This is a genomic window from Bradyrhizobium sp. C-145, assembly GCF_023375135.1.
Taxonomy (GTDB): Bacteria; Pseudomonadota; Alphaproteobacteria; order Rhizobiales; family Xanthobacteraceae; genus Bradyrhizobium; species Bradyrhizobium zhanjiangense.
The window spans coordinates 6152659-6177946 of record NZ_CP088150.1 but is presented as its reverse complement, the minus strand read 5'-3'; the positions used below and the strand labels follow the sequence as shown (position 1 = coordinate 6177946).

Here is a 25288-nt window from a genome sequence, read left to right as displayed (position 1 = left end):
AGTAGTCAGAAGGCCGCATAATCCGGCCCCCGTCTTACGGTGGTCGTACTTCTGGCGCTTGCGTTCTCGCCACGTCATTAGGCCCGAAACAAGGCCAGCCACGAGTAGCAAGGTAAAGCCGATCACCGTAACTAACGTTCCTTCATGCAGCCCTCGCTACTAGTTCCAATGCGTTCGGGTACTCGACATTGGTATTCTTCGGGTTGACAGGCGATCCCGCCAGATCCTCGAACTTATATCCCATGCCTGTTAGATCGGCGTAAAGTCGATCGAGTTCACCGTTCTTGTAGAAATAGGGTGCGACCTCGAACAGCAGGATCGGCTTGTCTCGCTTTAGGATTTCCATTGCGCCAGTAAACACGGTAGGCTCGAAACCGTCCGTATCGCTTTTGATGAAATCAACCCTCGGCAAATGCTTCAGAGCGGTATCGAGCCGGACCATAGGCACCTTCTGCACTGCCGCGGTCGGCGCGCCATCAAGGCGGTAGCCGCGCGGGAACTGTATTTCCACCTCAGCGATATCAGTGGCTCCCGCTGCTGCTCGCATCGTCTCTACCCAAGGGAAATCATTGAGTCTAAGATTCCGCTGGAGCCTGTCATAGGTCCAGTCTGACCCCTCCAGGGCAACAACCTTGCCGTCCCTGCCTACGCGGGCGGCCAGATGCAAGGCTTGCCAGCCGATATTTGCCCCAACATCGACAGCAATCATTCCGGGCTTGACTAGCCGCTTGATGGCCGCGATCGTCTTCGGTTCATGTCCGACGCCGCACAAAATCTTAAAATCGATGCTGTGAGAGGTAAGCAATCCTATCCGAAAGTCCGGAAATGTCTTGATGGTTTCAAATTCGGGGAGGTTAGCAGCAATCTTGCGCGCAACGGATCTAACAAAACTCATGGAGGACTCCTATTTGGTTACAACCTTTGGGCGGTCAACGTAGGCGGCGCTCACCAAGGCCACTCCCCGTGCCTCCGTCATTACGAGCCGACGGGTCAGCGCATACTCCGTCCCATCACAGGCTCCATAAAACATTCCAAAACTGAAGTCGGGCAGCTTCGGATTGCTTCATTTCTTCGCTCCTCACAACAACTAAGAGAGTCGTGTGCTTGGATTCGCTCAGATAGGCGCGATAAGCCGATCGAATACCGTCCGCGAGCGAGGTCCGCGCACGCCAGCCCAGACTGGCCAGCCGGCTGACATCGAGCAGTTTAAGCGGCGTGCCGTCGGACCGCGAGCGATCGAAACTGATCTCGCCGTTGTATCCGACGGTTGCGGCAACTACGCGCGCGAACTCGGCAATGGTGCTATCCTCCCCGGTGCCAATATTGACCAGCTCATCACTGGAATAGGTCTTCATCAGGTGGACGCAGGCGTCGGCGAGATCGTCGACATAAAGGAATTCCCGCCGGGGCGTACCAGTACCCCACACCGCAACGTTCCTTGCGCCCGAAACCTTCGCTTCCAGGAAGCGGCGGATCAGCGCGGCGACGACGTGGCTATATTCGGGGTGATAGTTGTCGCCAGGTCCATAGAGATTGGTCGGCATCACATTTATGAAATCGGAGCCATACTGGTTGCGATAGGCTTCAATCATCTTGATGCCGGCGATCTTCGCAATCACATAGGGCTCGTTGGTGGGCTCCAGCGGCCCCGTCAAGATGGAATCCTCGCGCAACGGTTGCGACGCCAGCTTGGGATAGATGCAAGAGGAACCAAGAAACATCAGTTTCTCGGTGTTATTGACGTGGGCTGAGTGAGTGACATTCGCCGCAATCACTAGATTTTCGTACACTTTAGCGCGCAGCGTGTTGCTGGCGATGATGCCGCCGACCTTTGCCGCGGCCAGAAGTACGACTTGCGGGCATTTGGCGGCGAACCACTTGTTCACCGCGGCCTGATCGCGCAGATCGACCTCGCTGCGCGTCACTGTGAGCAGTTCGACGAGCCTGCGCACCAACGCGCCGCCCACCATCCCGCGATGCCCAGCAACGAAGACCGACTTGCCTTTCACTTCAAACGGGGCGCTTGCCATTGGCAATCTCCCGCCGGGCTATCGCAAGATCACCGGCGACCATCTCCTTAATGAGTTGCGCGAAGGTTGTCTTTGGCTTCCAGCCGAGCTTTTCGCGCGCCTTGCTCGCGTCGCCGACCAGGAGATCCACTTCGGTGGGTCGAAAATACGTGGAATCGATGCGAACGACGGTCTTGCCGGATTTCGAATCGACACCGGTTTCATTAAGGCCCTTGCCGCGCCATTCGATCTTGCGGCCGACTTCCGCGAATGCAAGTTCGACGAATTCGCGCACCGAGCGGGTCTCGCCTGTCGCCAATACGAAATCGTCCGGCGCATCCACCTGCAAGATCCGGTACATGCCCTCGACATAATCCCGGGCGTGACCCCAGTCGCGTTTCGCCGCAAGGTTTCCGAGATAGAGGATTTCTTCCAGACCGGTCTCGATGCGAGCGACGCCGCGGGTAATCTTGCGCGTCACGAAGGTCTCACCGCGGACCGGGCTTTCATGATTGAACAGGATGCCGTTGGAGGCGAACATGCCGTACGCTTCGCGGTAGTTGACCGTGATCCAATAGCCGTAGAGCTTGGCGACCCCATACGGCGAGCGCGGATAAAATGGCGTCGTCTCCTTTTGCGGGACCTCTTGAACCAAACCGTACAGCTCCGAAGTGGACGCTTGATAGAATCGGGTTTCCTTTTCCGTGCCGAGAATTCGGATCGCTTCCAAAAGCCGCAACACACCGATGGCATCGGCATTCGCGGTGTATTCCGGGCTCTCAAAACTGACGCCGACGTGGCTTTGGGCTGCGAGATTGTAAACCTCGGTCGGTTGAATTTGCTGCATCAGCCGGATCAGGTTAGTCGAGTCCGTCATATCGCCGTAGTGCAGCCGGAACCGCACATTGCCGGCGTGCGGGTCTTCATATAGATGATCGACGCGCGCGGTGTTGAACGAGGACGACCGCCGCTTGATGCCGTGCACGCTATAACCGAGGCCGAGCAGATATTCAGCGAGATAGGCACCGTCCTGACCGGTGGCGCCGGTAATCAGCGCAACGCGCCGTTTCGAGTCGTGTAGCGACATGTCCTCTCCAACGCCCCGTCAGTCGCCATCCTTGCCTTCGCCCGGACTAATCGAGTGCGCAAGAGGCCTTCCGCTTGCAGCGCAGGTATAGCATCCGATTTCAGCGAAGTCTAACGCCAACCGTTTGGAAATCAGGCCTTTAGGCCTCCGGGTTGAAGCCCAGCGGAATCGATTTCGGATGACGCTGGAGTTCGGATGGACAAAATTGCTTTTGGTCTGAGCCTCCTGCTCCAGCGATGGGGTCCCGATGCGAACTGAAGCGATCGCCGCGGGGGCGCCGTAAGCCATCGACAGTGACATCGGCGCCAGCGCGTTATGTGGCCCGCTGCGGAGTGTGTAATACCTCAGGCGTAACGCTGGAACAGAAGCTTGGCGCGAATCTTCGGATTGTACCGGTCGACGTCGATCTGGCGGCACTCGGGAATGCCACCCATCAGCGCGCCAGTTCTCGAAAAGGTAGAGCGGGCGGCGTGGACCAGCCGGTCGCATTGCGCGAGAGTCCACATGTCCGTGAGAGCATTCTTCGCTTCCTCAATAACGCCTGATGAATGGAGGAACAGTGCCTCGCCCGATTCCGGCAGCAGCTTGGGGTGCAACACGATGCGCGAAAACTCTTTGCGCAACTGGCGCTCGACATGCAGATTGTCGGTGGCGAGAAAGATGGAAGCCTCGGGCACTGACCGAAGCTGCCTCCGAATAGCGTTACGGATAGGATCGAGCGGCGTCTTGAGATCGGTGTAACGGACATGGACGCCGATGATCGGCCGCGGAAGGCCCGCGAGAAGAGCCTCAGCGCGAATCTTCACATCCGCGACCGGCTGGAAATAGGTGCGCAGATAACGGCTCAACGTTTCGCTTTGTGTCTCTCGGGCGAAGCGGCTGTCCCGCGCCAGGTGACGTCTCAAACGCGCAAGCTTGGGCAGATAGGACCAGAAGACGGCGACCGGAGTGTCAAAGTCCAGCTTCCCGAGGCTCGCAGCGGTCCTGCGATAGATGAACGGATCCGAGTGGTGCCCGGGAAAAAATACCTCGACGAAGTGGTTGGGGTGCAGCCTGACCTTGCCGCTCCAGACGGCTGGGTGGACGTCCTCCGCCATATCGTAGGCGGAACAATCGGTGGCCAGACGGGATTCGAAAAGCAGCGGATAGGAATTCACTCCCTCAGGGGCATATGTGCCGTCCCGCCAATCGATGAAGGGCGTGCGATGCGTCAGGTCGGCGAGCACGAGCCCGGTCACAGCCGAGAGGATACGGTTGCCGAGCCCGGCCTTAGCCTTGATAATCAGCACGCGGTCTGTAACCTTCTGATGCACAGCTCGTGTACTCCTCTTTAGGCTGCTGGCGTTGCTCTTTGATGCTGCCAGATTAAACATTTAGTCACATCGTATTTTGGCTACCAAATCCGCCGAGCGTTCGAGGTCTGATCTCCCCGAGCCTCCTCACGTCTCATTTTCAGATCAGCGTCGCACTCTCAAGTACGGGCTCGCGTTTCAGCCTATCGGCCACACCAATCGGCCACGCCACACACATACGACTGGGCCACTCGCTCCGGGCAGATCGCAACGAGGACCGGAGCTACAACCAAGATCAGTGGGCTATCTAGTGTTTAGGCTTTCGAAAGAGTCGTGGGATCTGCCAGACGATTGGCGGAAGAAAAGGCTTGAGGTTGTCGAGGAGTTTGCGCCTTCTGATTTCGTTGGGACGCATCCTGAATATTGTCGTGTGTCTTTCAGATCTCTCCTCTTCCGGACGGCCGTTTGTATAATAGTACATTGCAATGGATTTTCGATACCGTCCCTTGGGGCTCGTCAACGGGTCCGGATGCCCATGATACGCACTGTCGGTCGTTGTGAACACGACGACACGATTTGCAATAGGCAGGTATTCCTTCACTTTCACCTTGACGTCCCTATCCCACAATTCGAGCGCGCCGCCCCATTCTTTCTTCCAGTCGTAGTTAAGGTAGAGCAACAGGTTCAAGCGACGATCAAGCCTCAGCTTTTCGTGAGTGTTAAAGTCCGCGTGAACGCCAAGGCGGCCTCCGCGCGGAATCATGTGTAGGCCTCCGCCGAAAAGGTGTGGATCGGGGATCAAGCCATCGATGCCCGTAAGCCGTTCGAGAAACTCGACGAACACACGTGAGTTCAAAGCGTTGACAAAGTGCTGAATGGAGGGCGGGAAGGCCTCCAGCCGGTCGAGCCCAAGCTTTTGCTCCTCGTACGTGCCGGCATCGAGGAAGGTGCGGTTCCACGATGCGTCGAACTCGCCGGGATAATCCGAAACAAGATTTCGAATTATGCTATCATCGAAGAAATCGTCGATCCCAATATGGGGGAAGGGCTGATTCTCCTGGTATTGCTTGGCCCATGCAGCAACATTCTGCATCTTTCCGAGCGGAAGAACCGACTTCATGTCTGGATACTGAGGACGTAGGGACAGCAGCGAAGCTTCAGCAGCCATTCTTTCCTCCCAAATGGCATGTATTAAATTCCAGTTAAATTACTATATCGCTTCCGATATTGTTGTCGATTATTAAGTTTAAATATGGTCACTAAATACCGATGCCGGCCACTTTTGTTCGGCGCGAGGGTGCTCTGGTCCCGACGACGGACTGCTGCTGCCAATATTGCTGTTTTTGGTTGCTAGAATAAAAAAACTGTGCAACAATTAAATACATGTCTCACTAACTATATTATTTAATGATGTAAAGCTATTCCTCGTTCCGACCCAGAGACGGGAAGCGCATCTCATCCCGAACTGAAGTGGACCCTGAAAATCGGAGTGGTTGGATTTCAGGCCGTTCCGTCGCAAAAAGACGGAATGACGCAGATGACGAGACGGAAGATCAATGCGGCGCTAAAGGCGAAGATGCGCTCCGGGAACAAGCGACAGCGATCTCGCCCGGCTCTATCAGGTACATCCGAACCAGATCTATGCGTGGAAGAAGCAGCTCCTGGATCAGGCTGCGCGCGCTTCGAAAGCGCAGCGGCGATGCCGGGGTGGACCGCGTGCGCGAGGTCGAGAAGCTGCACGCCAAGATCGAGCAGTTCATCATCGAGCGGGATTTTTTAGCGAAGAGGTCCGGAAAATGAGCGCACCCCGGACCGCCGAACGCTCGTTGACCGTGGTGGCGAGTTGTCGATGCGCCGGCAATGCGCGTTACTCGGCGTGGCGCGCTCCGGCGTGCATCGACCGCCGCCGGCCGCCAACGATGATGACGATCTGCCGCTGCAGCGGCGGATCGACGAGTTGTTCACCGCCTGGCCGTTCCTCGGTTCGCGGCGGATGACCGCGTTGCTGCGGGCGGAGGGCCATCCGGTCAATCGCAAGCGGGTGCGGCGGCTGATGCGCAAGATGGGGATTGCGGCGCTCGGACCGAAGCCACGGACGACCAAGCCGGCGCCCCGACACAAGATATTCCCCTATCTCTTGCGCGGACTTACCATCGAGCGGCCGAACCAGGTCCGGGTGCGCGGACATCGTGTACATTCCGATCCGGCGCGGCTTCCTCTATCTCGTCGCGGTCATGGACTGGGCGAGCCGAGCGGTGCTGGCGTGGCGGCTGTCGAACACGATGGACACCTCGTTCTGCGTCGCGGCACTGCAGGAGGCGCTGGCGCGTTCTGGCAGGCCGGAAATCTTCAACACCGACCAGGGCAGCCGGTTCATCTCGATGGATAGTCGCGGCCGCTGGATGGACAACGTGTTCATCGAGCGGCTATGGCGCTCGCTCAAGTACGATGACATCTACCTCAAAGGCTACGCCGACGGTCGCGAGGCTCACGCCAGCATCGCTTTGTGGGTTGCGTTTGCCACGCGCCCGCACCAAGCCCTGGGCGGCCGCACGTCGATGGCGATTTTGCGCGAAGGCGTGACGGCTGTGGACATGACGCTTAGCTTGGACAAACTATCGCGTTGCCCACATGCCCACAGCCGCAACAAAGGAGCAGCAGCAGACAGTGCGGTTCGCCGCGTGATATCAGGAAGTCGGAGCGGTCCAGAATCCAACTAACAAACCGGTCGCCGTGGTCCCACCCATGGGGGACCAGCTCGTGCGGGAATAGAGGAGGAAACAACAAATCAGAACTCGAGCAAACGAGAGGCGAAAATCACCGACGAAGAAAGATGGGCCTCGAGCAGAAAACGCGACGAATAATAGTTTCAGAAATAGTTCCGTTCCTAAGAGCGAGCCGCGGTTGAGCGAATTGGCTGCACTGCCCGTTGCAGAAAGCCAACTCATTGTGCTGCGAGAGTGGGGGCGATCAAGTATGCAGTGCGCCGGCCGACATGAGCCAGCGTCAACATCATTGCTCTCCGCCCGCGAGTTGCGTCTCTTCACGTGGCCCCCTCGGATTGCACTGCGTGATCCTTCATTAATTGGTCGGTCGGAGTCGGCGTGCGATGGCTTCGCGGGTCGCTTCAGTTATTAAATTCGGAATTTAAATTATGTGCTGCCATGTCGAGTTATCAGATCTATCGATGAGATAAAACTAAACATAATCCGAAAAGCAACTTTTGCGGTCCCTTTATGCTGCGCAGGCGAGTGCCGCAAGCGTCAAGATGATCAGCTTACTAAGCCGCATAAATCTCGGTACGGCAATGTTGCAGCAAGAGCTTTGTTCGTCGAGTATAACGTAACGCCGCGATCGCGCGCTGCTCGTGCGCAATTGGCGCTTCGCACAATCCCGCAAGCATAAATATCTCTGAGGTTTAGTGGAGCAACGCATTTTTCGACGATGTCAAGCACACGATCGAAGAGAACGAAAATGACCCCAGCTAAGCCCATGTCTGGTCCCAAATAAGCCATCCCTGTCCGACCAATAGCGGACACACCTGCTTGAGGCCGTTTGCATGAGCAGGACAAACTTGCGCTGATGTGAAAAGGACGGCGGATCCAAGGGGCCGCCACACAATAGGGAAAAATCTACATGACTGGTACCATTGATCCTGCACTCTTCGGGATGCCGGACGCGACGACGACCGGCCCACAGGCTGGCGTGACGCTCACCCCCTACACGGGGCCGATGACCATCACGACGCCGGGTACGGTGATCGAGGGTAAGATCATTACCGGCGAGATTACCATCGCCGCTGCTAACGTTACCATCAGCAACTGCGTGATTCAGTCTAATAGTCCATCCGGCACCATTGCCTCGGGCGGTGTCATCAACTGCGAACAACTGCCCAGCACTACGATCAAGAACTGCACGATCATCGGCGACCCCGGCACCGGCAGCGGCATCCTTGGCTCCGGAACGTTTACCAACAACGACATTTCGCATGTCGCTCTTGGCATCCAGTTGACGGACGGCGCGAGCACCATCACTGGCAACTATATCCACGACTTGGGCCCCTCTAATACGAACCAGCCGGAAGGGACCCACTGGGACGGCATCACCCTCCTAGGTGGCCAAAACCATGTGTTGATCGAGCACAATACGATTTTTCTACCCCCCAATTCCGGCGGCACGGGAGAGATCTTTCTCGATAACGACTTTGGTTCCGTCAACGATGTCACCATCAGAGGCAACCTGCTGAATGGTGACCCGGCGTACACAATGCAAATTGTCGAGAAGGCCGGGCTGCCCGGCACTATCACCAACGTCGTGATCGAGAACAACTTCATGGGGAAGGGGGAATACGGCTATATCTTGCAGCAGAAAGGCACGTCCTACGGCAACGACGCCGTCCCCGTGACCACTAGCGGCAATGTCCAATGGGACAACCACACCGATCCGATTCCTTACCCAAGCTCGGTGCCTAGCTCGCCGACCGCGCCTTCCGCACCGACAGCGCCTTCCGCTCCAACGATCGCTTCGTTTTCGGACGATACGGGAAAGGCTGGCGACGGCGTCACCAACGACAGTACCGTTGAGCTTAAGGGCACAGCAGCTGCCGGAAGCACTGTCAAGATTTACGATGGTACGACCCAGATCGGTTCGACGACGGCGACTTCGACCGGGAGCTGGGATTACATCACCCAGGTCCTGACCGACGCGAAGCACACGCTGACGGCGACCGCGACCAACTCGTCGGGCCAGACCAGCGTGGCGTCGGCTGCGGTGGCTGTCACCGTCGACACCAAGGCGCCGGCTGCACCGACGATCGTGAGCGACACCGTCAACTCTGCCAATCAGGTGGTGGCGACGGGGACTGCCGAGGCGAACAGCGCGATCAAGGTGTATGACGGAACGACGCAGGTCGGAACGGCGACGACCAACTCGAGCGGCGCGTGGAGCGTCACGACCTCTGCCTTGTTGTCCGGTTCGCACGTTCTGACGGCGAAGGCGACTGACGTTGCGGGCAATGTCAGCGTTGCCTCGACGCCCGTGGATCCAGTCATCGGTTCTGGAACGTCGGGCTCCACCGGCTCGGGCAGGTCCGGTTCAGGCACCTCCGGTTCAGGCACCTCCGGGACGGGCACCTCCGGCTCAGGTACCTCCGACTCAAGCACGTCGGGCACGGGCACCACAGCGCCAGCCGCGCCGAAGATCGCGTCTTTTTCGACAGACAGCGGTGTTGCCGGTGATCACATCACCAACGACAAGACGCTGACCCTGGAGGGGACTGCGGCTGGCAACAGCACGGTCAAACTGTTCGACGGCACGACTCAGCTCGGATCGGTGACGGCGGACGCGAACGGAGCGTGGCACTACTCGACTGCTGCGCTGGCTGACGGCAAGCACAGCTTCAGTGCGACGGACACGGTCTCTGGCGTCACCAGCAAGGCATCGGCTGCGCTGGAGCTGACGGTGGACACCGTTGCTCCCGACGCTCCGGTCCTGTTGAGTGATGCAACGACCCACAATCGTGCAACGGTGACCGGAACGGCCGAGGCGGGCAGCACGATCAAGGTCTACGAGGGTATGACCCTACTAGGTACAGGGACGGCGGCCGCTGACGGAAACTTCAGCGTGACGACGTCCAACCTCAAGCACGGGTCTCACACGTTCGTGGCCGCCGCCAGCGATGCTGCCGGCAACACCAGCGCTTTGTCACAGCCGATCGATCCGCCAATTGGCTCGCACGGCCCCAAGGAGAGCACCTCGACGGTGGACTTCACCAACGTGCGCTCGCACTGGGATCATACGGCGACGATCAAGGGCACTGCCGACCCGGGCAGCCAAGTCAAGCTGTTTGATGGCACGACTTCGGTCGGTTCGGTCACGGCGGGCGATGAGGGCAAGTGGAGCTTCCACACCGCCGATCTGTCGGGCAAGACCCACGCCTTTACCGCGGAGCAGGTCGACACGACCGGCCACGTGGTCGGAACGAGCTCGGGCGAAGCGATCATCGGCTCGGGCCGCAGCAATACGCTGACCGGCACCACGGGCAATGACATCATGGTCGGCAAGAGGGGGGCGGATACGTTTGAGTTTGCGTCGAACTTCGGCCACGATGTCATCAAGGACTTCGCCGCTCGCGGACCTGCTCACGACACGATCGAGTTCAGCAAAGGCGTGTTCGACAGTTTTGCGAGCGTTCTCTCCCACGCGGCCCAGTCAGGCCACGACGTCGTCATTGCGACTGGGAACGACACGCTCACGCTAAAGAACGCGCAGCTCGACAAGCTGAACAGCCATGACTTCCATTTCGCGTAGTCACGAGTTCAGCGAGAGGGTGTAGCCACCACTCTACGGTGCAGATAACGGAAGGCGGGGGATGGTCCCCCGCCTTCTTTTTATTCTGGCTGCCTCTATTGATCTACGCGTGAGCTGCAGCGCTCGCGGGATACAACGCCCGGACAGGTCGATACGCGTGACTTTAGCCGTTCGACGCTTCGCGCGATGGTCATTCTCGGACCGACGAGCAACCGAGCGCGTCGTGTCGCTACACTTTCTTCGCACCGATCGTCTTGTTCGGCTCTCATCGCGCTAAGAAGATCTCGAATGCGTATAGATGAATATAATTAAATGGGATGTGAGAGTCGGCCTCGTACTCAGATGGGCTCGCCGGGCCTTTCAGCAAACGATTTCTGTGGGCTACGGCCATGCCGCAACAGAAGCGTATTGAGACTCGCCGTCTGGCATGACATCAGAGAAATGCGCGACGATTTAATCGAAGGAAAACCGCGCGATTATTGCAGTACCGTGAGTTGACGTGCTGGTTAAAAATACCTCAGCCCGGCCCCCATCTTGTCCCAAAAAAGCCCATGGCGACCGGCACGTGAGGCCAAGCTGATTAACCATGAGGTGGTGGATACAGATCGCCACGACATCGCGCTCTGCGAACAACTTCCTCGTGGAGTACGTGTCGAAGAGGCTGGGAGAGCAGATTAAATGGCGGGATGCCATCATGTCACGCTGGTACCGGCAGGCGACACGCTCAAGTTGGCCAAGCTCGGTGTGCAAAATCGATCTGACTTCTACTTCGCGTAACAGTAGCTCGATTACAGGAAATCAAACTTAGGACTGCCTTGGGGATCTTCTTGGGGATCATCACATCAGGCACGTTTCAAGGGCGGGAGTCATGACAAACTTTGAACGGTGGGGGGTAATCCCTCTGCCAGCAAGCCGTTATCGGATCCAACTTTCGCATTTGACGAGACTTGGGGCTGTCGCACGACAGTGGGCGGAAGACGCTGAACTGCGGACGCAAGGGCCAATCGCCTGGGCAAAGCGCCTCGTCGACGTCTTGCGGCGACGACTGTTCTCCGGTCTCCCGCGGCCGGCTAGCGACTATGATGAGCCGCAGTCGGAGCTGTCGGCTTTCCTGCGGTCCTGCCGCCGGATATTCTGGGCTCTCGCGGCCTTCAGCGGGATGAGCAATCTGCTCATGCTCACCGGCTCGTTTTTCATGCTGCAAGTCTACGATCGGGTGCTACCCGGGCGCAGCATACCGACGCTGGTCGCCTTGATGGTTCTGGCCACGGTGCTTTACCTGTTTCAGGGCGGGCTCGACCTCGTCAGGAGCAGGATCAGCGCTCGGGTCGGCCGATATTTCGATGAAAAGCTCGGCGTTCGCATATTCGACGCGCTCGTTCGCCTGCCCTTGAAGACCAGAGCCGATGGCGACGGCCTGCAGCCAGTGCGGGACCTTGATCAGGTCCGCAGCTTTCTGTCGAGCGGAGGGCCGACGGCGCTGTTCGACCTGCCCTGGATGCCGATCTATCTCGGCGTCTGCTTCCTCTTTCACTTCTGGATTGGCGTCACTGCGCTGGCCGGCGCGCTGGTGCTGGTCGGAATTACGATGGTCACGGAAAGACGCACGCGAGGCCCGGCAAAGGCGAGCTCGCGTCTCGCCGTTTCGCGAACCGCACTGGCGCTCGAGGGGCGGCGAAATGCCGAAGTTCTGCAGGCCATGGGAATGCGGCAGCAGGCGGCCTTGCGTTGGCAGGATGTGAACGCGAAGTATCTCGCGGCCCATGAGCGGGCCAGCGATGTCGCAAACGGGCTCGGTGGTGCCTCCAAGATCTTTCGAGCGATCCTGCAATCGTTGGTTCTTGCCGTTGGCGCGGTCCTCGTCATCAACCAGGAATCGACGGCCGGCATCATCATTGCTGGATCGATCCTCACCGCGCGGGCACTGGCGCCCGTCGAAATGGCCATTGCGAACTGGAAGGGATTCGTCGCTGCGCGGCAATCGGGCCAACGGCTCGATCACTTACTGAAGCTTCTACCTCACGAGGAGGAACGGTTGGCACTGCCTCCTCCTGCTGAAACTCTCGCGGTCGAGCATCTCTATATCGGCGCACCAAACTCGGAGAGGCCCACTCTCAGTGAGGTATCGTTCCAGCTGCGGAGCGGCCAGGCGGTTGGAATCATCGGGCCGAGCGGATCTGGCAAATCGACGCTGGCACGCGCGCTGGTCGGAGTGTGGCCGTGCATGCGAGGCAGGATCCGGCTCGACAACGCCGCGCTCGATCACTGGTCTTCGGACGCCCTGGGCAAGCACATCGGTTATCTTCCCCAGGATGTCGAACTGTTCGACGGTAGCATTGCAATGAACATCGCACGGTTTGACCCTCAGGCAACCGCTGCCTCTGTGCTGGAAGCCTCGCATGCCGCGGGTGCGCACGATCTCATCCTTTCCCTGCCTGACGGCTACAGCACGAAGATCGGCGAGGGTGGACTGGCCCTGTCCGCCGGGCAGCGGCAGCGCATCGGTCTCGCGCGCGCCTTTTACGGCAAGCCGTTCCTGGTCGTACTTGATGAGCCCTCTTCCAATCTCGACGCGGAGGGCGAGGAAGCGCTGACCGAGGCGATCCTGAACGTGCGCCGCCGCGGTGGGATTGTCGTCGTCGTCGCGCATCGACCGAAAGCGCTTGAGGGTGTGGACCATGTCTTGTGCCTTGGGGAGGGCAGGGTTCAGTCCTTCGGCAAGAGAGAGGAGGTTCTCAGGAAGGTGTTGCGAAATCCGGTGCCGCTCAAGGTCGTCGCGGAAGCTCAAGGAGGGGGCCGATGAGCGGTCAGGTAGCGCCGGCACTGCAATCCATCCAGCGTTACATGATCGTCGGAATGATCATGCTCGCTCTGGTGACCTTTGGGGTCGGCGGCTGGGCGACAACGACTCAATTGTCGGGCGCGGTGATCGCCCAAGGCGTGGTCGTGGTGGATTCGAGTGTCAAGAAGGTTCAGCATGCCACTGGCGGGATCGTGGGAGAGTTGCGCGTGCGGCAAGGCGATCGGGTCAATGCGGGAGACGTTTTGATCCGCCTCGACGAGACTCAGACGCTTGCGAATGCGACCATCGTTACCAACAGCATCGATGAGCTGCTCGCGCGGCAGGCTCGTCTCGAGGCCGAGCGCGATGGCGCCGAGGAGCTTAAGTTTCCCAAGCTGCTGCTCGACCGGGCCAAGGAGAACAACTCCGAGGCGAGCCGAGTAGTCACCGCTGAGCGGAAGCTGTTTGACCTGCGTCGTCAGGCGAGGAGCGGCCAAAAGGCACAGCTGCAGGAGAAAAGCGCGCAGCTGGAAAACGAGATCAAGGGCTATACGGGGCAGACCGAAGCCAAGCAGAAGGAGGTCGATTTTATTCGCCAGGAGCTGGAAGGCGTGCGCAGCCTTTGGCAAAAAAATCTGGTGCCGATCACGCGGCTCAATTCCCTGGAGCGCGACGCGGCCCGCCTGGAAGGCGAGCGCAGTCAGTTGGCTGGCATGATCGCTCAGTCGAAGGGCAAGATCTCAGAAATCGGACTCCAGATCATTCAGATCGACCAGGACCTGCGGACGGAGGTCGGCAAGGATCTGATCGAGACGCGCTCGAAACTCTCCGAACTGGGCGAGCGCAAAACTGCGGCGGTCGATCAATTAAATCGGGTCGATATCAGGGCACCGCAATCCGGCCGCGTCCACGAGCTCAGCGTCCACACGGTCGGGGGGGTGATCTCTCCCGGCGAGCAAATCATGCTGATCGTACCTGACGCGGATTCGCTCGCAATCGAGGTCAAGATCGCACCGCGCGATATCGACCAGGTCTATGTGGGGCAGACCGCGACAATGCGCTTTGCAGCGTTCAACCAGAAGACCACGCCCGAAATCGATGGGGAAGTCAGCATGGTCTCGGCAGACATTACGCAGGACCAGCGTGCCGGCACGAGTTACTATACGGGCCGCGTCTTGTTGAAGCCCGAAGAGTTGGCGAAGCTCGGCTCGGCCAAGCTACTGCCCGGCATGCCGGTAGAGGTCTTCATTAAGACCGCCGGTCGGACAGCGCTGTCCTATCTGCTCAAGCCACTGCACGATCAAGCGGAGCGTGCATTCAAGGAGCGCTGATACTTAATCAGTCCGTTCGTGAACGGGGCGTGGGCGGGCCGCAGCTGGACTGTTCGCGGCGGCCGTTGCGCGGCTCAAGCGGTCGCCTAGTCCCGTTTGCGCTGACGGCGCTTCATCATCCAATACGCGCCATAGGCAACCGCGGCGAACGATAGCCCTGCGCCTGCAAGAGGCCCAGGTGCGCCCTGGGCTGTTCCCTGGCCGACATACGTGTAGCTTTGATCAGGAGGAAAGAACAGCGTGGCCGTGAAATAGACGCCGGCCGGCACCGCTGCGGCCATTGCAAGGAAAATAGCGAGGGCCCATGCAGGAATGGTCATTTTCTTGTCCTCTCGAATGCGCTGCGATTGGCTAGATTAATAAACGACGTTTATTAATCTAATGAAAATATAACTAGAATTTAAATATCGCGTCAATATCAATCTTAAGTCGATGCCCTCTCAGGTGTGGCTGGCGACAAAATGACGCCGGTCAAGAAGAACCGATGCCGCGCTGCGACTGCCGAGAGTTTCCGAGAACAGGTCGCGCCGGGTCAGGTGAGACGATCTTGAAGTTCGGTCCAGGGGAGCCGTTCTGCATTGCAAGATATGCTCTCCGCCACGTCGATAACGGGAGTGATCTGCTTAATCAATCCAAGCTCGCGAAGAAATCTGGACCACAGATAATGCAACACCGTCAAGGCGATCGGTTGCTGGGTGTACACTTTAGCGCGAAATACGACGAACGAGCGATCCAGGCCTGTCGCAAGATGTCGAACGAGATTGCGGTTCGATCCGTCGGGAGTGAGCTTTGCGACCTGCAATTGGCATGACGCTCTGGTCGCTCGAATGATCGGCGTGTCCGTTGCTATCTCGTCGGTCACCACGACGTTGAAGTGATTCCGTTCGAGAAATCTGACCAGATCCTCCCTTAAATAGCTTGGATTCTCGAATGGTACCGCAATCTTCCATCCAATGGCCAGGAAAAGCGCGGTCGCGATGCACCATCTAAATGCGTTGGGAGAGCTCACGCCTCACCCCCAGCATGCAGAAGCCGACCATAAGGCTCAAAATGGTTGTGTTCGCGACTGCATCACCCCAGGAACTATGGAGCATGGCGTAGTGCCATTGGCTCAATCCCATAAAGCTTATACGGGTAACATTCACCGCTACAACGGAGAAGCAGGCCATCAGAGACCAGAATAGGTCGTAAACAGATTTCTTGTGGCTGACCAACTGGCTCAGCGTAACCCAGCACAGAAATGCGAGTGAGACGTTTGCAAGCGAAGAACACGCTGGCAGAATGACCAGAACGCCGGAACCATCGGCAAACTCGACGATGTCTCCAGTCCGGCGGGTGCGCAGTAGCCAAGCCACAAGCGATGCGTCGATTCGCAATATTAACTCGGCACAAAAATGAAAGAGCAATCGGCTCCAAAGCATGGGAATGGTGACGGCCAGCATTATCAAGGCGCCGCGCCGCGACGAAAAGACATTGGCGGTATTGATGATGTAGAGGCTGAGCGCAGTTACCGCCAGCCAACTAACGGGACCGATCGGTAGGATGACGAGCAGGACAAAGGCTGCTCCTAGGGCGAGTTCTGAAGGACGAATCCCAATCGTTCGATCCTGAAGAACGAGAGAAACTCCCGCGGCACACGATATCCAGACAACTACACTGATCTCAAAGCTATCGAGAAGCGCCTCTACCCATCCATGCCGGTGGATCGATTGAATGATACGTGATGCGAGGCCACTCGCACAACCGATAGCGAATAGTCCCGCGAAGAATTCACCGCGCGTTAGGTCCTTCGCCAGTAGCGGTACGAAACCACGAACATTCGGTTCTTCTAAAGCAGTCACAATGTAATGCCTCGTGCGGGTTCAACTTACCCGTGAAAGCCTCGGACGACAACAGGAGTGTAGTTTGACAACCGTCCAGAGTATCGCCGCCTGGGCGGCGAGATTAGCGGTTCTGTCGCGGCGGCGGTGGGGCATGAGTCGCACGCCGGTACCTCGATGCGTCAATTCGACGACTTGGCCGGGGATTGACTTGGACACGACCTGGGTGCGTTGCCGATCAGGCTCATCGTCGCACTGAATGATGCAGCGCGACGGCGCTGCCGCGTAGCTCGGGTGCCGCCATCTTTCAAGGCAGGACGGGCTTCGTACCCTGGTTCAAAGGCTTGACCGTGCGCTTCTGATATGACTGACCGTGCCTCCAGGGCTTGATGTACTGATCCTGACGAGACCGACCCATGTGCTTGTCAACCGCGACAAATTCGATGTGGGTGCGCGGACCGATCGCGGAGAAACTGCGGGCCGCTCGAAGAGCCGTCTGTTCATCGCGTCTATTCGCTTGACGTGCAAAGACATTGCTGTGACGAAGACAAGCAGGGCGGCTTCCGCCCCCCAACTGTTGCCGAAAACGCTGTTCAGAAAAGCTCTCGAACGCTCCCACCAACAATTCAATTGGCGCGCACCGGGGTACTTATTCAGCCGGAGGGCCGGCTAAGACGCGTTGATTGTTAGCAGCGGTTCGCGAAGGCTGCGCCAACAGCCGTGACACCCGACTAGCTCACTGCTTTAAAAGTCGCGACCTGCATCACCCATGCTGCGGAGCCCGCGAGAGATGCGGTGGCACTGTAACTCCCCGCCGCGGTCACAAATCGGTCTTGAGCAATATCAAGATCGGGCGACGTGATAACGCGCGTGGTAAAACCACTGCCAGCCGCGGTGAATCCGCCGAACGTTGTTCCAGCACCGAAGATCAGTTCGTGGGCGGTGGAGGTCGTAACCGTGCCGCTGTTTGCCGTATTACTTGTACCTGCCGCCGAGGCCCCAACATCGAACGGATTTGTGAGAACGAGACCACTATATTCCAGAGCGCGAATGTCTACATACTGAGTCGCGGTATTGAAGTTCACAGTCACGGTGTTCGCGCCGGCGGCGGCCTGCTTGATATTCGGGGCATAGTAGATGGCCTGGCTGATACCGTTGCCTCGCGCGGTTGGGACGGCGATCTGATAGACATTGCCGGCCGAGTCCGTGACGGACGTAATATTCGATGTGGCATTATTCCATCCGATCACGAGGATGTTAGTATTCCCTGCCGTCTGCGCATTCGTGTAGGCGACTGATACCTGGGTTTGGTTGGTTTGTGGCGTTGCGTAATTCACCTGGACGAATGCAAATGGCGCTGGCGCCGTGACCGCATTGTACGTGGCCGTGTAAGTGGCACCGCCAACTGGAACAACAATAGTGTGGTCCTGAGTGCCGCCATCCGACCAAGAGGCGAAGTTGTAATTGGTCGTTCCGATGGTTGTATTTCGCGCTTCAATCTCGTGATTGAAGCCGATCAGCGTGTCGTACGTGAATGGCGTCGCGTGCGCGATGCCGTCGAGATACAGTGTGACTCCGGCGGGTGTCGTGTTGAAATTGAGATTGACCTTATCGGGGAAGATGGTGACGGATTGGCTGGATTGCAGCCCGCTGGAATCCGTGACCGTCAGTGTGATCCGATATCGCGTGAATCCACTGAAGTCATGACCGCTGGTCGGAATCGTGAACGTGCCGCTGGTCACGCCGGTGATTGGAGTGCCCGGATGAACGTGGCTTTCGTGGAGAAAATCAATATTCCAAGTATAGGCACTGGCGGGAAGTGTGCCGTCTTCGGCATCACTCGCGGTCCCGCTGAACGTGATGACATCGCCCGCCCTGAAGATTGCGCCGCTGGTCGGTGCAAGGATGCTTACGACCGGACTGTTGCCAACGCTGATTGCGATCGGCGTCGAAAGCGTCGAATTGACGCCGTCGGACACCGTGAGCCGAGCCTGATACGGCCCGGCGACTGTATATGTATGCGATGGGTTGGCTTGCGTTGATGTGACGCCGTCGCCAAAGCTCCAGGAATAAGTTAGAGGCTGTCCTTCCGGATCGGATGAACCGTTACTGGAGAAGTTAACGGTGAGCGGGGTTGGCCCTTTGACGGGATTGGCCGAGGCTGAGACAACCGGCGGAAGGTTGCCGTCGACAAAGCTGATGCGGTGGATCTTGCTGACGCCGTAAGTGCTTGGTCCGACGTTCTGATCAGAAAAGCCAATATCGACGTAGTACAGGGCGCCTTCGGGACCTTGGACGATCTTTACGATATCGCCATATGGTCCGTCGAGGCTTCCATCGAGCGGCTCGAAATTGAAGACGCCGGTAACGTTGCCGTTGGCGTCGAACGTCATCCGCTTGATCCAATTCTGGACGTAGTCAGCAAAGAAGAAATTGCCTTCATACGCAGCAGGGAATTGAGCTCCGTGATAGACGATGCCGGCCGTGATGGCCGCATCGCGAGGCGTTCCATTCACAATGTGTGTATAGTAGTAGATCGGCGCCGTATAAGCTGGATTGCCGTTGGGAGCCTCGACAATGGGCCAACCGTAATTGGCGCCCCGTGCGCCGAGATTCAACTCCTCGATCGCCGTTGTCCAATCGTTACCTCCGACGTCGCCGATCAGGAGTCGGCCGGTCGGTGCATCGTAGAAGGCCCTATAAGGGTTGCGCAGACCGAGCGCCCAAATGGCATCGTAGTGGGGCCCTGCGCCGTCGTAGAAGGGGTTGTCCGTTGGGACAGTGCCGTCCGGATTGATACGCAGGATCTTGCCCCGTGAACTATTGAGATCTTGTGCGGCGGTAGCGTCAAGATCATCGCCGGTTGTGAAGTATATCTTTCCATCGTTGCCAAAGGTGATTGCACCACCGTGGTGGTCGGCACCACTAACCTGCGTGTCTTCGTAGAGAACCAACTCGCTGCCGGAGACGATGCCCGTCATGGTCGCGTTGATCGTGAACCGCGAGAGCCGATCATGGTTCGGCGAGCCGAGTGTATAGCTCACGTATAGGTAGTGATTAGTGGCGAAATTCGGATCAATCGCAATATCATAGAGTCCCTGCTCCACGCCATTCCTGCCGAGGTTGGTGATTTGCAGGAAAGGAGTTGATTCGATCTGGGTATACGGCGGCAACACGAGGCGTATCGTTCCCCCAAGCTCTCCGACGAGCATCTTTCCGTCGGGCAGGAACACCATGGTGGTCGGCAGGTCGAACCCGGTCGCGAGGATTTCATTCTGAAAGTGGCTGACGTTGGCCACGTTGACCGACACCGGAGCGGAGAACCCGACGCTGCCTGTGACGTCGCGAGCGCTTACGGAAAGCATGTGCATGCCGTTTGTGACGGTCCTCGTATCCCATGTAAACCCATAGGGATTGGTCGTGTCCTCGGCGCTCGCCGCTACGCCATCGACGAAGAACTGTACTGCGGTAATCGCCACGTCGCTGTCTACGTGGGCGCTGACAGTGATAATGTTGCTGACTTGAGTACCCTCGGTCGGAGAGTCGATGTGAGGCACCGGTGCTGCGGCTGTTCCGACAGGCGTGGCCATATCGGCCTGGATCTGTGCCTGCGTCAGTACGTTATTGTAGATGCGTACGTCATCAATCGAACCCTTGTAGAATTGCGCTGGCGAGGCGTCGGCGCCGATGTTGACCGGATTGCCTCGAGCCACAATCGTCGCGCTCAGTGTCTGGGTACTGACGAGCGCGCCATTAACGTAGAATTGCACCTGAGCGCCATTGAAGATTACTGCGAGGTGGCTCCATTGATTAAGTGGAAGCTGGCCGCTCATGGCGGCTTGCTTGACCCCAGCTGCGGTTCCAACCTGAAAGCTCGGTACGGTACCCCCCGTGAGCTCCAACCCGTACTGGTAGTAGGGCGACGACATCGTCGTATTCCAAAACTTTCCGATTAAGATGGAGTCTCCGCCTGCAAGAGGCTGAGGATTGACCCACATCGACAACGTCAACGCATTGCCGGAAATGTTGGTGGACGCGGAGTTTGGAATAGTAATGTAGTCGTTCACTCCGTCGAAGCTCGCGGCCTTGCCGTGCTCGCTTTGGCTTGTTGCCCAAGTGACTCCGTTGTTGAGCGTCGCCGTATTCGCTTGGCCCGAAGAATCGTTCGCAATTGTTCCGCTGCCTTCATCGAATGAATAGGCCGCAACCAGACCTGCAACTTGGGTGTTGGACACCGTCACGCTGACGGGGGCAGAATCACCGGTATTGCCGGATGTGTCACGCGCGCGTGCAATTATGGAGTGGACACCGTTCGCCACCGTGGTCGTATCCCACCTCACGCTATAGGGTGAGATTGTATCTTCACCTCCGCCGACCACAACGTTATCGACCAAGAAGGTCACGCCAGCCACTCCAACATTATCGGATGCATTGGCACTGATTGTGATCGTACCCGAGACGGTTGCAGATCCCGTCGGCGCGGTGATCGTGGCGGTCGGCAATGTCGTGTCGGGCGTCAGCGTTGTGGCGCTGGCCGGCGCGGATTGTCCGGAGAGGTTCGCCGCCGCGTCCCTGGCCCGAACGGTGTAAGTGTAGGATGTGCCTGGCGACAGGCCGGTATCGCTGAACGTGGTTGTCGTCGGGGTGCCGACTTGCGCACCATTGCGGAAGACCTGATAGCCGGTGACCGCTACGTTGTCGGTCGAGGCGTTCCAGGAAAGATTGATCTGCGTTGTCGAAGCCGCGGCCACCACCAGGCCTGTAGGAGTCGATGGCGCCGTGGTGTCCTGGGTGGCCGTCGTCGTGAAGGTGGAGTTTGAGCCGATCCTTTCGTTCCCGGCGGCGTCGATCGAATGGACGCGGTAATTGTAAGTGGTGTTGGGAGCAAGGCCGGTTAGCGCAACGCTGTGTGCCGTCACCAGGGTCGCATCAAGCGTCGTCGACGATCCGTAACTGGTCGTCAGTCCATACTCCACTCGCGAAGTCGCGGCCTCATTGGTTGTCCACGTAACTCGTGCGGTGCTGCCGGTAATGTTCGTTGCTGTCTGCCCGGAGATCGTTGGTGCGGTCGTGTCAAGCACGATGGTATCGGTCGCCGCCGCCGACCAGTTGCCCGCGGCGTCCATGAATTGGACGTAGACCGTCTTGGTGCCCGTTGCGTTCGACAAGGTCCAGGCCTTGGTCGAAGCGAAGGCTTCCGCCGTCGAATACGAGCTCCCGTTATTGGAGAAGCGCATTTGCTTAACGGAGGTCACGGCATCGGCCGCGGTGAGCGTCAGTGTGACCGAGGTGCTCTTAGTCGCTGCGGCACCGCCGTTGATCGTCACCGTGCCGGTCGGCGCTTGATTGTCGACCGTAACGTTGACCGCCGTCGATGTGGTTATGTTGTTGGCGGCATCACGTGCCTGCGCGGTTAGCGCATGAGAGCCGTTCGATGCCGTGGTCGTGGTCCATGAGACACCGTACGGCGAGGTGGTATCCTCCGTGCCAATCAGAGTGTTGCCGTCGAGCAGGAACTTGACGCCGATAACGCCGATGTTGTCCGAAGCGCTCGCTGTAAGACTCACAGTGCCGGATACGATCGAGGCAGGAGGCGTGAGGGACACGGTCGGGGCGGTCGTGTCCGCCGTTGCGGCGAGAGGCGTTGCCATGTCGGTCTGGATCTGCGCCTGAGTGAGCGCGTGGTCGGCGATGCGCACGTCATCGATGCGGCCGGGGAATTCGTAGCCCGTGATGCCGGCCCGGCGGCCGACGTTCACACTGGCTGTCGAATTCTGCTGGGAATTCGTAACGGTGCCGACCAACTGACCGTTGTCGAGCGTGCCATTGACGTACACGTCCATGGTCTGGTTCACAGCGTCGTAGACGCCGGCGATGTGGTACCACGTGTTGAGTTGCAGCGGCGTCGCGCCATACCGGAACATCGGCTGGCCAGCACTGTTGGTGAGCTTGAATCCGATGGTGCGGGGACCGGTATCGGCGGTGATATCGAGCTGATATCCGGACTCGCTCGAGCTGCGCTTGGACACGACCGCGGCATCATCGGAGGGGAACGCACTGACGTAAACCCACGCGCCGATCGTCATGCTGCCCGTGAATTGCAGCGCAGTCGGATTGCCGAGATTGACGAAGTCATTCACGCCATCGAGTGCGACCGCATTCCCGTATCGTCCGGCTGTGAAGGTTGGACCGTTTGTGAGCGTGCCGACGATGCCGTGACCGGACGCATCCGCCGTCGTGGTGCCGGAGGCCTCGTTAAAGGCGTAACCGGCCGTGATACCGAGCGGATCTGCGGCCAGCAGAACGCGCGGTTCGAGAGGCTCGAAGATCAGCGGCGAATGGCTAGCATCGCGTTTGCCGTCGACGATCGTCTTGCGATCGCTCCTCGCGCTGCCGTGGACGATCCGTCGTGCCAGATGGCTGAAAAGGCCCCAGGAACCCGACATCGTTGTCTCCGAATGTCAGAACCGAAATCGCTGCTTGATAAATAAATTATTTAAGTTGCACTTTATTAATACCACAATGCTCCGCCCTCGCCACATGTTTATAATACAAATATAATAATAAAATTGTGTATGCTTCGAGTGGCTGAATTGCAGGGTAGTCCTTGGGGGCTGTTCCATAAACCGAACCCTCATTCAGTCCCGGCGAAACTGAGAATTCTGTTGACACGAAGATCTTCGGCGAGGGCGGTCCGTCTGGCTTGCCCGTGAAGGCGTTCGGCCACGTGCTGGCCATAGCTGCGTAATGCGCGTCCTAATGCTCCTTGAATTGGCTGTGTTCGTTTCGATCGTTTGCCTAGCAACCGAAGAAGCTTCGGGTTCATAAAGCGTCTGAAGAGCTCATCATCGAGCGCGACGATCGTTTCGTAGCTACCGGGATCACCCTGGCGGCCGGCGCGCCCAAAGAGTTGGCGGTCGATGCGGCGGGACTCGTGATATTCGGTCAGGATGACATGCAGGCCGCCTCGGCTCCTAACCGCAGGATGTAGTTGTATGTCGGTGCCGCGGCCGGCCATGTTGGTAGCGACGGTAATCCGGCCCGGTTGACCCGCGCCCGCAATGATCTCGGCCTCTGCATGGTCCTGTCGCGCGTTAAGAACCACGGATTCGAGTCCCGATCTGCCAAGCAACTGCGAAATTTGTTCAGAGGCTTCAACCGAGCGGGTCCCGACAAGCACGGCGCGACCTTTGCGAACGATGTCGTGAACTGAATCGATCACGGCGTCCCATTTGAGGTTGGCCGTCGGAAACAAGCGTGTGCCGGCATTCGTTCGTCGTAATGGCCGGTTTGTTGGGATGCGTACAACGCGGAGGCCATAGGTGCCGTACAGTTCCCCTGCCGGCTCGACCGCAGTCCCAGACATGCCACAAAGATGTATGTAGCGCCGAAAGAAGCGCTGATAGGTTATTTGCGCAAGGGTCGTGCGCCGCTCCGTGATGGTGCAATGTTCCTTGGCTTCGATGAGCTGATGAATGCCGCCTTCCCACGAGCGGTCGGGCATGATGCGTCCGGTATACTCGTCGACGATCTGTACCTTGTCATCAGCGACGATATACTGGACGTCGCGTCGGTAGAGATGAAGGGCGGCAAGTGCATGCTGCGCGAGTTCTTCGCGCGCGCGCCGGATTGCCCATAGCCCTGGTAGTCCTGCAGCGAGCTGAGCGATCCGGCTCTCGCCGCGGGTGGTCAGCCGCACCGACTTCTCGTTTGCGCGCACATGAAAGTCGTCGCCGGGAACCAGGCGTCGAGCGAGATCTAGAGCGGTCTCGTGCAGGCCCCCGGCGTTCTCGGGTCCTTCTTGCGTTCCGGAGAGGATCAATGGCACGCGGGCCTCATCGATCAGGACGCTGTCAGCCTCGTCTACGATCGCGAAATGCAGACCGCGCAAGAGCGGTGATTGATGGTGGCTAGCAAGTCTGCTGTTGAATATTGTGTCGAGAGAAAGCCGAGAACGGGCACGGCGGGAGCCGAGCGCGAGCCGATCGCGGAGATAGTCGAACACAAGCTCCTTGTTGGTGCAATAGGTGACGTCACTTGCATAGGCTCTTTGCCGCTCTTGCCGCGACTGCCCGTGCTCGACGAGCCCGACCGTGAGATCGAGCGCATTGTAGATAGGTGCGAGCTGCTCGGCGTCGCGGCGCGCGAGATAATCGTTGACCGTGATGACATGAACCGGACGTCCCATGAGTGCGGCGGTGATCGCCGGCAGCAGCGCCGTCAAGGTCTTGCCTTCACCGGTTTCCATTTCGGCGATTGCGCCTCCCATCATGGCGGCGCCGCCGAGCAATTGTACCGGAAAGAGACGCATCCCGACGTGACGACGCGCCGCCTCGCGCACCAGCGCAAACGAACGCGCCATTTGATGCGAGTAGGGGGGAGTTGACAGCAATAATGCGCGCAGCTCCTCCGCGGTTTCGCGCAAACGTCGGTTCGTCAGGACAGCGAACTGCGGTTCCAGATCACCGACCAACCGGACAAAGCGGCCGAGGCGGTCACGCGCGAGGGCCGGCTGCAGGAAGGGCAAGACTCGGCCCCAAGCGTCGAGCAGGGTAGCATCGAGTGCAATCTCTCGACGAGCGGCTTGCTCCGCATAGGGTGCGTCCACCGCCACCGATGTGAAACTGGCGAAGTTTCGTTTGCGCTTGAGCATACGGA

At 58.5% G+C, this 25288-nt stretch carries 13 protein-coding genes and 1 pseudogene; 4 read left to right on the top strand and 10 right to left on the bottom strand.

All coding sequences use genetic code 11. The annotated features are described in order from the left end of the window. Positions 1–142: 142 nt before the first annotated feature. From LRP30_RS29190 to LRP30_RS29170, 5 genes are all read right to left on the bottom strand, one after another. Positions 143–895, bottom strand: coding sequence for an FkbM family methyltransferase (locus tag LRP30_RS29190; RefSeq protein WP_249756967.1), 753 nt, complete (start codon positions 893–895; stop codon positions 143–145). Between the two features lie 115 nt (positions 896–1010). Beyond that, a complete protein-coding gene (locus LRP30_RS29185) occupies positions 1011–2030 on the bottom strand; it encodes a GDP-L-fucose synthase (protein ID WP_276017359.1) in 1020 nt (339 codons plus the stop codon). Next, positions 2011–3096, bottom strand: coding sequence for a GDP-mannose 4,6-dehydratase (gene gmd / locus LRP30_RS29180; RefSeq protein WP_249756966.1), 1086 nt, complete (start codon positions 3094–3096; stop codon positions 2011–2013). The genes LRP30_RS29185 and gmd overlap by 20 nt, the downstream gene beginning before the upstream one ends. Before the next feature lie 344 nt (positions 3097–3440). Next, positions 3441–4385, bottom strand: a complete 945-nt coding sequence (locus LRP30_RS29175) for a nodulation protein NodZ (protein WP_249756965.1) — start codon at positions 4383–4385, stop codon at positions 3441–3443. Positions 4386–4695: 310 nt separating this feature from the next. After that, complete coding sequence (locus LRP30_RS29170; protein ID WP_249756964.1) at positions 4696–5556, bottom strand: 2OG-Fe(II) oxygenase; 861 nt, start codon at positions 5554–5556, stop codon at positions 4696–4698. Positions 5557–5925: 369 nt separating this feature from the next. Here LRP30_RS29170 and LRP30_RS29165 point away from each other — a divergent pair. The 4 genes and pseudogenes from LRP30_RS29165 to LRP30_RS29150 form a co-directional block, all read left to right on the top strand. Beyond that, a pseudogene (locus tag LRP30_RS29165) lies at positions 5926–6943 on the top strand (IS3 family transposase); the annotation flags it as partial. Between the two features lie 1081 nt (positions 6944–8024). Next, positions 8025–10697, top strand: coding sequence for an Ig-like domain-containing protein (locus LRP30_RS29160; RefSeq protein WP_249756963.1), 2673 nt, complete (start codon positions 8025–8027; stop codon positions 10695–10697). Between the two features lie 868 nt (positions 10698–11565). Continuing rightward, positions 11566–13500: a type I secretion system permease/ATPase gene (locus LRP30_RS29155; protein ID WP_249756962.1), complete on the top strand. Its 1935-nt coding sequence runs from the start codon at positions 11566–11568 to the stop codon at positions 13498–13500. After that, complete coding sequence (locus LRP30_RS29150) at positions 13497–14810, top strand: HlyD family type I secretion periplasmic adaptor subunit (RefSeq protein ID WP_249756961.1); 1314 nt, start codon at positions 13497–13499, stop codon at positions 14808–14810. The genes LRP30_RS29155 and LRP30_RS29150 overlap by 4 nt, the downstream gene beginning before the upstream one ends. A gap of 86 nt (positions 14811–14896) precedes the next feature. Here LRP30_RS29150 and LRP30_RS29145 read toward each other — a convergent pair whose 3' ends face one another. From LRP30_RS29145 to LRP30_RS29125, 5 genes are all read right to left on the bottom strand, one after another. Beyond that, a complete protein-coding gene (locus tag LRP30_RS29145) occupies positions 14897–15130 on the bottom strand; it encodes a hypothetical protein (protein WP_249756960.1) in 234 nt (77 codons plus the stop codon). A 212-nt stretch (positions 15131–15342) separates the two neighbouring features. Beyond that, a complete protein-coding gene (locus tag LRP30_RS29140) occupies positions 15343–15819 on the bottom strand; it encodes a hypothetical protein (protein ID WP_249756959.1) in 477 nt (158 codons plus the stop codon). After that, positions 15797–16651 (bottom strand): hypothetical protein, encoded by an 855-nt coding sequence (locus LRP30_RS29135; RefSeq protein WP_249756958.1) that lies wholly within the window; start codon positions 16649–16651, stop codon positions 15797–15799. The genes LRP30_RS29140 and LRP30_RS29135 overlap by 23 nt, the downstream gene beginning before the upstream one ends. Before the next feature lie 710 nt (positions 16652–17361). After that, complete coding sequence (locus LRP30_RS29130) at positions 17362–23076, bottom strand: LamG-like jellyroll fold domain-containing protein (protein WP_249756957.1); 5715 nt, start codon at positions 23074–23076, stop codon at positions 17362–17364. Positions 23077–23264: 188 nt separating this feature from the next. Continuing rightward, the gene (locus tag LRP30_RS29125) at positions 23265–25283 is read right to left on the bottom strand and encodes a DEAD/DEAH box helicase (protein WP_249756956.1); all 2019 of its coding nucleotides are present in this window, start codon (positions 25281–25283) and stop codon (positions 23265–23267) included. Positions 25284–25288: the final 5 nt, after the last annotated feature.